Here is a 14,032-nt window from a genome sequence, read left to right as displayed (position 1 = left end):
CGTCAGGCGCGACTCTCATCGTGGCGCGGAGCAAGTCTCCAACTTAACGCCGGATAGATTTGAGCAAGCCAACTACATCATACGAAATCGGGGTTGTAAAAAGGAGGGTGACCATAGATTTTTTTGCCCTTTTGTAGGGTGGGCGGCTGCGCCGCCGACGCGTCCGGGCGCCCGCCAGCACATCGCGGTCGCGCATTCACGCTGTCGTCGAACGCGTGGGCGGAAACCCGCCCACCCTACGGGTACCGCACTTCGGTGAATTCGCCCGGCATCAGCGGATGGGTCGCGAGCGAGAACGGCCCGATGCTCGAGCGCACCAGGCGCAAGGTCGGCAAGCCCACCGCCGCCGTCATCCGCCGCACCTGCCGGTTCTTTCCTTCCTCCAGCGTGACCGCGATCCAGCTGGTCGGCTTGTCCTGCCGGGCACGGATCGGCGGGTTGCGCGGCCACAGCCATGCGGGCTCGGCGATGCGCACCGCCTTGCATGGCTTGGTGACGAAGTCGCCCAGGTCGAGCGGTGCCTGCAGCCGGGCCAGCGTGGCGCCGTCCGCCACACCGTCGACCTGCACCAGGTAGGTCTTGGCTTCCTTGTGGTCCGGATGCGCGATCCGGTGCTGCAGCTTGCCGTCATCGGTGAGCAGCATCAGGCCTTCACTGTCCGCATCGAGCCGGCCGGCGGGATAGATGTTGGGGATGTCGAGGTAGTCGGCCAGCGTGGCGCGGCCATCCTGGGCCGAGAACTGGCACAGGACCTGGAAGGGTTTATTGAAGAGAATCAGGGACATGGATGACGAATGGGCTCAGAAAGGGTGCTGCGTAGCGCCCCGGAAAATACTGGTGCATAATGCAAGATGCCAGCCAGATGTCTTCTACAAGACTTGCGGCCGTATTCCACATTCTAGATGAAATGCAGGGCGGCCATGGCTATTCAGGCCGGAACGCCGCGCCGCGGCCTGCCTCGCGACCATCACGCGACCCTATGGGAGAACACGATGTACCAACATATCAAGGTCCCGGCCGACGGCCAGAAAATCACCGTCAACGCCGACCTGACGCTCAGCGTGCCGGACCATCCGGTCATTCCCTACATCGAGGGTGACGGCACCGGCGCCGATATCACCCCGGTCATGCGCAAGGTCGTCGATGCGGCCGTCGCCAGGGCCTATGGCGGCAGCCGCAAGATCAGCTGGATGGAAATCTATGCCGGCGAAAAATCGACCGGCGTGTATGGCCCCGATGTCTGGCTGCCGGCGGAAACCCTGGAAGTCCTGAAGGACTACGTGGTCTCGATCAAGGGCCCGCTGACCACCCCGGTGGGGGGCGGCATCCGCTCGCTCAACGTGGCGCTGCGCCAGGAGCTCGACCTGTATGTCTGCCTGCGACCGGTGCGCTACTTCGCCGGCGTGCCATCGCCGCTGAAGCAGCCGGACAAGACCGACATGGTGATCTTCCGCGAGAATTCGGAAGACATCTATGCCGGCATCGAATGGGCCGAGGGCTCCGAAGGCGTCAAGAAGGTCATCAAATTCCTGACCGAGGAGATGGGTGTCAGGAAGATCCGCTTTCCGGAGACCTCGGGCTTAGGGCTAAAGCCGGTCTCGCGCGAAGGCACCGAGCGCCTGGTGCGCAAGGCGATCCAGTACGCGATCGACAACGACAAGCCTTCGGTGACCCTGGTCCACAAGGGCAACATCATGAAGTACACCGAAGGCGGTTTCCGCGACTGGGGCTATGCGCTGGCACAGAAGGAGTTCGGCGCCGAGCTGATCGATGGCGGCCCATGGTGCAAGTTCAGGAATCCGAGGACCGGGCGCGAGATCACGATCAAGGATTCGATCGCCGATGCCTTCCTGCAGCAGATCCTGCTGCGCCCGGCCGAGTACAGCGTGATCGCCACCCTGAACCTGAACGGCGACTACATCTCGGACGCGCTGGCGGCCCAGGTCGGCGGCATCGGCATCGCGCCGGGCGCCAACATGTCGGACTCGGTCGCCATGTTCGAAGCGACCCACGGCACCGCGCCGAAGTACGCCGGCAAGGACTACGTGAATCCCGGGTCGCTGATCCTGTCGGCCGAGATGATGCTGCGCCACATGGGCTGGACCGAGGCGTCCGACCTGATCATCCGCGCGATGGAAAAGGCAATCACCTCGAAGAAAGTCACCTACGATTTCGCGCGCCTGATGGAAGGGGCGACCCAGGTCTCGTGCTCGGGCTTCGGCGAGGTGATGATCGAGCAGATGGGTTGAGGGAGGCCCGGGCGCGGCCGGCAGGCCGCTCCGGCCCGGAAGACGGACGAAAAAAAACCCCGCTGAGCGGGGTTTCTTGCTTCCGGGAGGGGAAAGATTACATGCCCTGGATGTTGGAAGCTTGCTTGCCTTTCGGGCCTTGCGTGACTTCGAATTGGACTTTTTGACCTTCTTTGAGGGTCTTAAAACCGTTCATATTGATTGCGGAGAAGTGCGCGAACAGATCCTCGCCGCCGTCATCAGGAGTGATGAAGCCAAAGCCTTTGGAATCATTGAACCACTTAACAGTACCAGTTGCCATAAAAGAACTTTCAAATTTTAACTAATCACACGAGCCATAAAAGCAAGAAGCTTCTTGCCCCCTCCTCAGCCTGCTCACTTCTTATCAACAAGTACATAAGTACCTGTCAATAACTGCATTGTTGGTGGAATAATCATTGAAGTCAAGCGCTTTTGCGGGGCTGTTGCCAAATTTGTTACGGCTGAGGTAACCCGACTCTTGATTTCGTCAATTGGATCGCCATCTGCGCATAAATCGGAAAACGCGTAACATGGAAGCACATGAGAACAAGCTGATGTTTACGCTTGGCACAGACTTTGAAAGCTTTAGAATACGCCCATGGCTACGAAGCATGATACCGAACAGCTGCTGGAGCGGCAGACCGTAAAACCGCCACCCTTGTACCAGGTGGCCTTGCTGAACGACGACTACACGCCGATGGAATTCGTAGTAGCGATCATCCAGGAGTATTTCAATAAGGATCGTGAAACGGCGACTCAGATCATGCTTTCCGTGCATCGTCACGGCAAGGGCGTTTGTGGGGTGTTTTCCAAAGATATAGCGTGTACCAAAGTGGAGTTTGTCTTAACGCATGCGCGTAAGGCAGGGCACCCCCTGCAGTGCGTGATGGAGGAAGTATGATTGCGCAGGAACTTGAAGTATCCCTACACATGGCCTTTGTCGAAGCCCGCCAGGCCCGCCACGAGTTCATTACCGTGGAACACCTGTTGCTGGCCTTGCTCGACAATCCATCCGCCGCCGAAGTCCTGCGTGCGTGCGCGGTCAATATCGATGACCTGCGCAAGACCCTGACTAATTTTATCGGCGATAACACCCCGACCGTGCCCGGCACGGGCGAGGTCGATACCCAGCCGACGCTTGGTTTCCAGCGCGTGATCCAGCGTGCGATCATGCACGTGCAATCGGCCTCGAACGGCAAGAAGGAAGTTACCGGCGCCAACGTGCTGGTGGCGATCTTCGGCGAGAAGGACTCGCACGCCGTCTACTACCTGCACCAGCAGGGCGTGACCCGTCTCGACGTGGTCAACTTCATCTCGCACGGCGTGCGCAAGGACCAGCAGATGGACACCAGCAAGGCGTCCGAAGGCGTGGAAGAGGCGCAGGTCGAGGGCGGGCAGGCCAAGGAAAGCCCGCTCGACCAGTTCACCCAGAACCTGAACAAGTCGGCGGCCGACGGCAAGATCGATCCGCTGATCGGCCGCGAGGAAGAAGTCGACCGCGTGATCCAGATCCTGTGCCGCCGCCGCAAGAACAATCCGCTGCTGGTGGGCGAGGCCGGTGTCGGCAAGACCGCCATCGCCGAGGGCCTGGCATGGCGCATCGTCCAGGAAGACGTGCCCGAGATCCTGCAGAACGCCGTCGTGTACTCGCTCGACATGGGCGCGCTGCTGGCCGGCACCAAGTACCGCGGCGACTTCGAGCAGCGTTTGAAAGCGGTGCTCAAGCAGCTGAAGGACACCCCGAACGGCATCCTGTTCATCGACGAGATCCACACGATCATCGGTGCCGGCTCCGCATCGGGCGGCACGCTCGACGCGTCGAACCTGCTGAAACCGGCGCTGGCCAACGGCCAGTTGAAGTGCATCGGCGCGACCACGTTCACGGAGTTCCGTGGCGTGTTCGAGAAAGACCATGCGCTGAGCCGCCGCTTCCAGAAGGTGGACGTGAACGAACCGTCGGTCGAGCAGACCGTGGCGATCCTGCGCGGCCTGAAGTCGCGCTTCGAAGAGCACCACGGCGTGAAATATTCCTCGTCGGCGCTGACCACCGCGGCCGAGCTGGCGGCGCGCTTCATCAACGACCGCCACCTGCCGGACAAGGCCATCGACGTGATCGACGAAGCCGGTGCCGCCCAGCGCATCCTGCCGAAATCGAAGCAGAAGAAGACCATCGGCAAGACCGAGATCGAGGACATCATCGCGAAGATCGCGCGGATCCCTCCGCAGACCGTCAACCAGGACGACCGCAGCAAGCTGCAGACCATCGACCGCGACCTGCGCAACGTGGTGTTCGGCCAGGATCCGGCGATCGAAGCCCTGTCGGCGGCGATCAAGATGGCGCGTGCCGGCCTGGGCAAGACCGACAAGCCGATCGGCTCCTTCCTGTTCTCGGGCCCGACCGGCGTCGGCAAGACCGAGGTCGCCAAGCAGCTGGCCTTCATCCTGGGCATCGAGCTGGTGCGCTTCGACATGTCCGAGTACATGGAACGCCACGCGGTGTCGCGCCTGATCGGCGCGCCGCCGGGCTACGTCGGCTTCGACCAGGGCGGCCTCTTGACCGAGGCAATCACCAAGAAGCCGCACGCGGTGCTGCTGCTGGACGAGATCGAGAAGGCCCACCCGGACATCTTCAACATCCTGCTGCAGGTGATGGACCACGGCACGCTGACCGACAACAACGGACGCAAGGCCGACTTCCGCAACGTGATCATCATCATGACCACCAACGCGGGCGCCGAGAGCCTGACCAAGCGCTCGGTGGGCTTCGTGGATTCGAAGGCGGCAGGCGACGAGATGGCCGACATCAAGCGCATGTTCACGCCAGAGTTCCGCAACCGCCTGGACGCGATCATCAGCTTCCGCGCACTGGACGAGGACATCATCCTGCGCGTCGTGGACAAGTTCCTGATGCAGCTGGAAGAGCAGTTGCACGAGAAGAAGGTGGAAGCCGTCTTCACCGAGAAGCTGCGCAAGTTCCTCGGCAAGAAGGGTTTCGACCCGCTGATGGGCGCGCGTCCGATGTCGCGCCTGATCCAGGACATGATCCGCAAGGCGCTGGCCGACGAGCTGCTGTTCGGCCGCCTGGTCAACGGCGGCCGCGTGACGGTGGACCTGAACGAGAAGGACGACGTCGTGCTCGAGTTCACGGAAGGAGACGCACTGCCGCCGCCGGCACCGGCCGAGACGGTGGAAATCGAATAAGCTTCGATTCACGATCCAGGAAACCGCGCTTCGGCGCGGTTTTTTTTCGTCCGGCCGACGCGAACGGCGCCGCAGGATTGAGCCTGCGCAATCGATATCTTTCTTTGCGGAATAAATTCTCTTGCGCGACGTATGCTTTTGATCTGGCGCGGCACTGTGCCGATGCGCTCACACTGCGTTCACTCGATTGCGTTCGCCGCTTCCAGCGGCTGGAGAAGCCGATGGAAATTGCTAGCTTGATCCTCCTGGTGCTGGCGTATCCCTTCCTCGCAGCATGGCTGGTCGGTATCGGCCGCGGGAGCAGGCTGGCCGCGCTGGAGCGTGAAATCAGCGTCCTGCGCGCCAGGGTCGAGGCCTCGACACCTTCGCCTTCCCCCGAATCCGCGCCTGGCGCCGCAAAACAGGGTCATGAGCCGGCCGCAGCGCTGCCAGAAGCGCAAGCGCCGGACCGGGCGGGGGAGGAAAGCGCAGCGCCGCTTTGGCCGCTCGCACCGCGAAACGAGCACGAAGCCGCACTGGAGGAGGGCAGCGATGCGGACGAGGTCGCGACCGAGCGGGCCGCGTCCACTGTCGCGCCGGCGCACGCCGCCGCGCAAGCGGCCACGCCAGGGGACGCCGGACAGGCGCTGGACGCGACGGCCGACCCGCAGGCCAGCGCGGCCGCGGACACGCGGCACGCCCCCGCAACGCAAGGCGGCGCCACACCGCCGCCTTCGTCCACCGCGCCAGGATGGGCCGCCGCCGCGATGGGCTGGCTGTTGAGCGGCAACCTGGTCGCCAAGCTCGGCCTGGTCATCCTGTTCATTGGCGTTGGCTTCCTGCTCAAGTACGTTGCAGAGACGGTCACTGTCCCGATCGAAGCGAGGCTGGCCGGGGTGGTCGTGGCAACCCTGGCCTTGCTGGGCTGGGGGTGGCGCCTGCGTAGCGCACGACGCGACATCGGCCTGCCGGTACAGGGGACAGCCATCGCGATCCTGATGCTGGTGGTCTTTGGCGCGTACCACCGCTACGACCTGATTCCTTCCGGTTTCGCTTTTGCCTTGCTGGTGGCGCTGACCGCTTTCACCTGCCTGCTGGCGGTGCTGCAGGAATCGCCCTGGCTGGCGGCATTCGGCATCACCGGCGGATTCGCGAGCCCTCTGCTGCTCTCCACCGGCGGGGGCAATCATGTCGGACTGTTTTCCTATTACGCGCTGCTCAATACGGGTGTCTTTTTCCTCGCCATCAAGCGCGCCTGGCGGCCCCTGAACCTGATCGGTTTCGCATTTACCTTCATCGTTGGCAGCGCATGGGGTACGCTGCGCTACACACCCGAGCATTACCTGAGCGCCCAGCTGTTCCTGGCCCTGTTCTTCGTGTTCTACGTCGGCATCGCGGTGGCGTTCGCACGCCAGCAGCACACGCGCCTGAAAGACCCCGTCGACGGCACCCTGGTACTGGGGACGCCGCTGGCCGCGTTCGCCCTGCAGGCCGGACTGGTCAAGGACATGGAGTTCGGGCTCGCCTTCTCGGCGCTCGTACTCGGCGTGTTCTACATGACGCTCGGTGTCATCCTGTGGCGCAGGGCAGGCGCGCGCTGGCGCGTGCTGGTGGAGACCTTCATGGCCCTCGGTGTGGTCTTCGGCACGCTGGCCATTCCGTTCGCGGTCGATGGCCGCTGGACTTCGGGCGTATGGGCGCTCGAAGGCGCGGGCTTTGCATGGCTCGGCCTGCGTCGCCAGCAGCGCCTCACGTGGGTGTTTGGCGTGCTGCTCCAGGCCGGCGCCTGGATGGGCTTCATCGGCGCAATCAGCGGCATCGATCCGGATGCCGCGCGCGACGCCAACCTGTGGCTGGGCTTCCTGCTGTTGGCGGGCAGCGCGTTTGCGATGGCCCGCGGGTTCCGCCAGCAAACCGGCGACCAGCACCCGGCCCTGCTGTGGATTGCCAACTGCTTCCTGGTGACGGCCGCCGGCTGGTTCCTGGCCGGCATCTGGACCGAAGCGATCCTGCACACGGGCGGCGGGCTGCGCGCGAACCTGCTCACGGCAGGCGCCCTGCTGACCGCCGGCTTGCTCTATCTCAGCGGCGCCCGCCTGGCCTGGCCGCTGGCGCGGCGCCTCGCCGCCCTTGCCCAGCTTGCGGCAGCGATCGCCCTGATGAGCGTCAGCACCGTGGCATGGCAATGGCTGAGCGTGAGGGAAACCGAGGACGGCGAACCGCTGCTGGGTGTCCTGATGATCGCGCTCGCCGCGCTTGCCAGCGCCTGCATGAGCAGGCGTTCGCCAGACCCCCAATCGCACCGCCACTTTCCGCTGGTGTTCCTGCTGTGGGGCGGCGCCTGGTGGTTCGGGCCGGGCATGAGCATTGCCGCAAGCAGGCTGCTGTTCGCGCTGCCGGCCGCACTCGGCCCTGCCGATGCACGCTGGAGTGCCACGTACGCGCTGCTGGCCGGGGTGTCCGCTATCGCCTGCACCCGCCTGGCGCCGCGCCTTGCCTGGCCGGAGCTGCGCTGGCTGGGCACGAGCAGCTGGGCCATGCTGGCCGTATTCACGCTGGTCATCCTGTCCAGCCTGTACGGGACGCGGACCTTGCCCGAGCCCGGTGTCTGGCTGGCCTGGGCGCTGCTCTGGTCCAGCAGCGAGTATGTGCTGCTGCGCTGGAACGCCGGCGATGCCAGTGGCGGTGGCCTGCTGCTGCGCGTCATGCACGCGCTGCGCTCGGCCGGGCCCTGGCTGGCGATCTGGCCCACCGGGGCGATCCTGGTCGGGCGGTGGCTGGCGGTGCCGGGCGACGTGGTCGATACGGCAGAGCAGACCGCCTGGGCAAGCAGCCCGGCCTGGGGCAACTACCTGCCGACCTGGGTCATGATGCTGGCGCTGGCCTGGCTGGCCGGGCGTAGCCGGGCCGGAAGGTGGCCGGCCACGCCCTTGCCGCAGTGGTACCAGCGCGTCCTGATTCCGTGCGGCGCGCTGCTCCTGCTGGCGCTGACGAGCGTCTGGAACCTGGTGCAGGACGGCACCATGGCGCCCTTGCCCTACCTGCCGCTGCTCAACCCGCTCGACCTGACGACCGGCTTCGTCCTGTTCCTGTCCCTGGGCGCGGCGCGCGCTGCGCTGGAAGGGCAGGGTGCCCCCGGCAGGATGACGGCACGCCTGCAGGCCAGCGGCGTGGCCGCCGCCTGGGTTTGGTGCAACCTTATCTTCCTGCGCAGCGCCGCGCAATACCGCGACATTCCGTATCGGGTGGATGCGCTGGCGGCGTCGCAGTTCGTGCAGGCCATGCTCTCCCTCGTCTGGTGCGCGAGCGCACTGGTCCTGATGCGCTTCGCTGCCGTCAGGGCCGTGCGCGGCAGCTGGTGTCTCGGCGCCGTCCTGCTGGGCGTGGTGGTGCTCAAGCTGTTGACCTTCGACCTGGCCAACAGCGGCAGCCTGGCGCGCGTCGTCTCGTTCGTCGGCGTCGGCCTTTTGATGATACTGATCGGCTATTTTGCTCCCTTTCCAAAGGCCGACAGGCGCCATGCCATGTCGACCCAGGGGGGCTGACCGGACTGGAACCCTATGCACCCCATGCACCCCATCCTCGAGCGCTTATCCAGCTTCCCCCGATCGGTCACGCTGTCGCTCACGATCGCGCTGAACGTCGTGCCGGTAGCGCAGGCGCTTGCGGTCCCGGGCGACCAGCGTCAAGACTATGCGCACGCAATTCCCGTCAGCGTGAGCGGCAAGCATGCCGTGGTGCAGTTGCCGGTGCCGCGCGCGGTCTACCTCGCGGCGCGCCAGCCCGGCCTGGCCGACCTGCGCCTGTTCGATGCCGCAGGCAGGCCGATGCCGTTCGCCCTCATCGACCAGGTCCAGCAGGCACAGGAGCAACGGTCGAGCACACCGGTCGCGGTGTTTCCGGTGCGCGGGCCGGCCGGCAGCACGCGCTTGCCGCCCGGACTGGAGATTCGGACAGGCGAGAATGGCGCGCTGATCTCGGTGACGGCGCCCGGGAACCGCGGCGCCGACGACGCCCTGGCAAGCCTGGTCCTCGACCTGCAGGCAGGAGCGACAGCGTCCAACCCGGTCGCTGCCCTGGCGCTCAGTCTGCCGCCCGGGCAGGGCAGCTACAGCGCCCAGGTGGCGCTCGATATCAGTGACGACCTGCAGGAATGGGAGGAACTCGCCGTCGCATCGCTCAGCTGGCTGGTCAACCGCCAGGGCGCCAGCGTGCGCAAGGACAGGATCGCGTTCCCGCCACGGGCGTTCCGTTTCGCGCGCATCCGCTGGATCGACGGGACGCCGGTCGAATTCTCCGCCGTCGCCGCGGAGCGGCTGGCCACGGAGCGTGTCCCGGAGCGGTGGGAAAGCGTCGTGCTGCAGCCAGGGCCGGCCACGGGGACCGACCTGCTGTACGAGGCGCCGATCGCCGTGCCGGTCGAATCGATCGGCCTCGCGCTCCAGCACCAGAATGTCGTGATGCCGGTACTCGTCGGGCACTACCAGAAACAGCCCGACCGGAGGACCGGCAGCACGCTCCAGCTGCCCCTGCGGCCGGTAGCGAATGCGACCTTCTACCGCTTGACGCAGGACGGACAGCCGCGCGTGTCGGGTGACATCGCCGTGCCCTTGACGCATGCGTCGCAGTGGGTGGTGCGGCCCCAGGGCAGTGCGCCCGAGCGGCCCGGCCTGCGCCTGCGCTGGAAGCCGGCGGTCCTCGTATTCGTCGCCGGAGGAGCCCAGCCGTACACGCTGGCCTTCGGGCGCGACGCCGTCCGCTCGGGCGCGGTGCCGCTCAGCCAGGTCGCGCCCGGCTTCTCGATGCGCGAGCTGGCTGTACTCGAGCAGGCACAGGCGGGTACGCCGGTCCGGCTGCAGGCCGAAGCCGACATCGCCCGTGGAGCGTACGAGGAACGGCAGGCATCGCGTACGCGCGTCACCTGGCTGTGGGCGCTGCTGCTGGCAGGCGTGGCGGTACTGGCCGGCATGGTCTGGAAACTGTCGCGCCAGATGAAAGGCGCAAGCGAAGGCACGCCGCCCGCCTGAACACCGCGGGGCGCCGCCGGCCGGATTTTTTGCATGTATGCACGTCGTCCAGTGCAGCCAGCTGTGGCAAACTGTTCCGCTTGAGTAACTCTTGCCACAGTGGACATGAACGTCTCCCGCACCATTCTCGCGCTGTCTCTGGCGCTCATCGGCAGCCAGGCCAGTGCTGCCGATCCTTATTTCCGTTTCCCGGCCGTGCGCGGCGACACGGTCGTGTTCACCGCCGAGGGCGACCTGTGGCGCACCACGCTCGCGGGCGGCAAGGCGACCCGCCTGACCACCCATCCGTCCGCGGAGACCCAGGCCGCGATCTCGCACGACGGCAGGTACGTGGCCTTCGCCGCTTCCTACGAGGGGGCGCAGGAAGCCTACGTGATGCCGGTCGAGGGCGGCCTGCCGAAGCGGATCACCTTCGAGAACGGCGGCGTGAGCGTGCTGGGCTGGACCGCGCAGGGCGAAGTGCTGGTCAGCACCGAGAACTCGACCGGTCCGTCCAAGCACCGCATCGTCGCCGCGCTCGACCCGATCAAGCTGGTGCGCCGCGTGCTGCCGCTGGCCGATGCCAACGATGCCGCGCTGAGCGACGACGGCCGCACCGTGGTCTTCACGCGCATGGGCCTGTCGATGACCAACGATAACGTCAAGGCCTACCGCGGCGGCGCCCATGCCCAGCTGTGGCGCTATGAACTGGGTTCGAAGAACGAAGCGGTGCGCCTGTTCAAGGACGACAACGCGAACAACCGCCGCGCCATGTGGCATGGGGGCCGCATCTACTTCATCAGCGATGCCGGCGGCGCCGACAACATCTGGTCGTCGCTGCCGGACGGCAGCGACCGCCGGGTCCACACCCGGCACACCGAGTGGGATGTGCGCACCGCCTCGCTGGGCGACGGCCGCATCGCCTACCAGCTCGGGGCCGACCTGCGCATCTACGACATCGCCAGCGGGGCCGACACGCGCCTGTCCGCCAGCCTGGTGTCGGACTTCGACCAGCAGCGCACCCGCCGCGTACGCTCGCCGCTCGACGCGCTGACCAGCATCGAGCTGGCCAACAAGGCCCAGCGCATCGTGCTGACCGCGCGCGGCAAGGTCACCATTGCCGGTACCGGCAGCTACCGCCGGGTCGAGATCGCGGTGCCGGAAGGCGCGCGCGCCCGCTCCGCCGTGTTCAGCCACGACGACAAGTGGGTATACGCTTTCGTGGACAGCACCGGCGAGAACGAGATCTGGCGCTTCGCGGCCGACGGCTCGGGCAAGGGCGAACGCCTGACGCTGGACGGCGCCAGCCACCGTTCCGGCATCTACCCGTCGCCGGACGGGAAGTACCTGGCCCATACCGACAAGAAGGGCCGCACCTGGCTGCTCGACCTGCAGGCGCGCACCAACGTCATCATCGACGACGCCAAGCAGGTCGGCGCCGACGGTCCCGACCAGGTGGTGTGGTCGCCGGACAGCCGCAACCTCGCCTTCGTGCGGGTCGGCAGCAGCGAGCAGCGCAACCAGATCGGCATGTACCACCTGCCGAGCAAGACCAAGGACTTCGTCACCACCGACCGCTACACGGCCGAGTCGCCGGTGTTCTCGCCGGACGGGAAATGGCTGTACTTCCTGTCCGCCCGCCACTTCAACGTCGCCAACGGCGGCCCCTGGGGCGACCGCAACATGGGCCCGGTGTTCGACCGCCGCGTCGGCATCTATGCGCTGGCCCTGCAGCCGGGCGTGCGCTTCCCGTTCAAGCCCGAGGACGAGCTGACCAAGCCGGAAGAAAAGACGCCGGAAGCGGCTGCCCGCGCCGCCGTGCAGGCGCCGGGCAAGGACGACGGCGACAAGAATGCCGCGGTCGCCGCGGTGGCCGCCGCCAGCGCCGCCGCCGCGGCCGCCGACGATGCGAAGGGCAAGGGCAAAACCGTGCCGACGCCGCCGGTCGACTACGCCGGCCTGCGCGAGCGCCTGTACGAGGTACCGGTCGCGCCGGGCAACTACCGTGCGCTGGCGGTCGACGACAAGCGCCTGTACGTCCTGGACACGGAGGGTGGCCGCGGCAGTGCGCTGAAGACCCTGGAGATCTCGCGCAACAGCCCGTCCCTGGAAACCTTCGTGGCCAACGTGCGCGAGTTCGGCCTGAGCGCCGACCGCAAGCACATCTTCTACCGCAGCGCCGGCAGCGGGCCGGGCGACATGCTGATCGTGGCGGCCGGCGCCAAGGCCCCGGCCGACCTGAGCAAGGCCAAGGTCAAGCTCGACGACTGGGCGGTGAGCACCAACCCGCGCCTGGAATGGAAGCAGATGTTCAACGATGCCTGGCGCATGCACCGCGACTTCCTGTACGACGCCAACATGCGCGGCGTGGACTGGAACGCCGCCCGCGCGCGCTACGCGCCGCTGGTCGAGCGCGTCACCGACCGCGCCGAACTGGACGACGTGCTGGGCATGATGGTGGGCGAAGTCGGGGCGCTGCATTCGCAAATCCGGCCGGGCGACGTGCGCCGCGCGCCGGGCGAGGGTGCGCCTTCCAGCCTGGGCGCGGTGTTCACGCGCGTGGCGGACGGTTTCCGGGTCGACCGCGTCTACCGTAGCGAGCCGGAACTGCCGTCCGAGCGCGGCCCGCTGGCCCAGCCCGACGTGGGGGTGAAGGAAGGCGACATCATTACCGCCGTCAATGGCAAGTCGCTGGTCGAGGCGCGCGACATCGCCGACCTGCTGCTTGACCAGGCCGACAAGCAGGTGCTGCTGCACGTGAAGAGCGCGGGCGCGAAGCCGGAGGGAAAGCCGCGCCCCGTGATCGTCACCCCGGTCAGCATGGCGCGCCATGCCAGCTTGCGCTACGCCGACTGGGAGCAGGGCAGGGCGCAACAGGCCGAGCGCGCGTCGCAGGGCAGGATCGGCTACCTGCACCTGCGCGCGATGAGCGCGCGCGACATCAACGCCTTCGCGCGCGACTTCTACGCCAACATCAACAAGGAAGGCCTGATCATCGACGTGCGCCGCAACAACGGCGGCAACATCGACAGCTGGATCATCGAGAAGCTGCTGCGCCGCTCATGGGCGTTCTGGAGCGCGAACGGCAACCTGCCGCAGTCGAACATGCAGAACACCTTCCGCGGCCACCTGGTGGTGCTGATGGACGAGCTGACCTATTCCGACGGCGAAACCTTCGCCGCCGGCATCAAGGCCCTGAAGCTGGGCCCGCTGGTCGGCAAGCGCACCGCCGGTGCCGGCGTCTGGCTCAGCGACGGCAACAGCCTGCTTGATAACGGCATGGCGCGGGTGGCCGAGTTCGGCCAGTTCGCGGCCGACGGCGAATGGCTGATCGAAGGCGTGGGCGTGAGCCCGGACATCGAGGTCGACAACCTGCCGCACGAAACCTTCGAGGGCCGTGACCGCCAGCTGGAAGTGGCGCTCGAGGTACTGGAGAAGAAGATGAAGGAGCAGCCGGTCAAGCCATGGAAGCCGGCGGCGATTCCGGCGCTCAAACGCCAGTGGGAAGGGGGCGAAGCCTCCGGCAAGGCAGCGCCAGGCGGCAAGTAAACCCGAGGCATGGGCGAAAACGCAGCC

General features: G+C 66.2%; 8 protein-coding genes. 6 read left to right on the top strand and 2 right to left on the bottom strand.

Going from position 1 to position 14,032, the window contains the following annotated elements; genetic code table 11:
• Positions 1–236 precede the first annotated feature (236 nt).
• Positions 237–785 carry a pseudouridine synthase gene (locus LE190_RS18540; RefSeq protein ID WP_225240090.1) on the bottom strand — a complete coding sequence of 183 codons (549 nt, stop codon included), beginning with the start codon at positions 783–785 and terminating at the stop codon, positions 237–239.
• A gap of 207 nt (positions 786–992) precedes the next feature.
• On the opposite strand from LE190_RS18540, the gene icd reads away from it, so the two are divergent.
• A complete protein-coding gene (gene icd / locus LE190_RS18535) occupies positions 993–2,249 on the top strand; it encodes an NADP-dependent isocitrate dehydrogenase (RefSeq protein ID WP_225240089.1) in 1,257 nt (418 codons plus the stop codon).
• A gap of 97 nt (positions 2,250–2,346) precedes the next feature.
• Here the strand turns inward: icd and cspE are convergent, their stop codons facing one another.
• On the bottom strand, positions 2,347–2,550 hold the full coding sequence (gene cspE, locus LE190_RS18530) for a transcription antiterminator/RNA stability regulator CspE (RefSeq protein WP_020653506.1): 204 nt from the start codon (positions 2,548–2,550) through the stop codon (positions 2,347–2,349).
• 318 nt (positions 2,551–2,868) lie between these two features.
• Here cspE and clpS point away from each other — a divergent pair, with 318 nt between their 5' ends.
• The 5 genes from clpS (at position 2,869) to LE190_RS18505 (ending at position 14,005) form a co-directional block, all read left to right on the top strand.
• Complete coding sequence (gene clpS, locus LE190_RS18525) at positions 2,869–3,171, top strand: ATP-dependent Clp protease adapter ClpS (protein WP_027864722.1); 303 nt, start codon at positions 2,869–2,871, stop codon at positions 3,169–3,171.
• Entirely contained in the window at positions 3,168–5,471 is a 2,304-nt protein-coding gene (gene clpA / locus LE190_RS18520) for an ATP-dependent Clp protease ATP-binding subunit ClpA (RefSeq protein WP_225240088.1), read from the top strand. The genes clpS and clpA overlap by 4 nt, the downstream gene beginning before the upstream one ends.
• A gap of 221 nt (positions 5,472–5,692) precedes the next feature.
• Complete coding sequence (locus LE190_RS18515; RefSeq protein WP_225240087.1) at positions 5,693–8,995, top strand: DUF2339 domain-containing protein; 3,303 nt, start codon at positions 5,693–5,695, stop codon at positions 8,993–8,995.
• A 15-nt stretch (positions 8,996–9,010) separates the two neighbouring features.
• Positions 9,011–10,477 (top strand): DUF3999 family protein, encoded by a 1,467-nt coding sequence (locus LE190_RS18510; protein ID WP_225240086.1) that lies wholly within the window; start codon positions 9,011–9,013, stop codon positions 10,475–10,477.
• Between the two features lie 105 nt (positions 10,478–10,582).
• Entirely contained in the window at positions 10,583–14,005 is a 3,423-nt protein-coding gene (locus tag LE190_RS18505) for a S41 family peptidase (protein ID WP_225240085.1), read from the top strand.
• Positions 14,006–14,032 lie beyond the last annotated feature (27 nt).

The organism is Massilia hydrophila (assembly GCF_020208145.1).
GTDB lineage: Bacteria > Pseudomonadota > Gammaproteobacteria > Burkholderiales > Burkholderiaceae_D > Telluria > Telluria hydrophila.
This window is presented reverse-complemented; position numbering and strand designations above follow the sequence as displayed.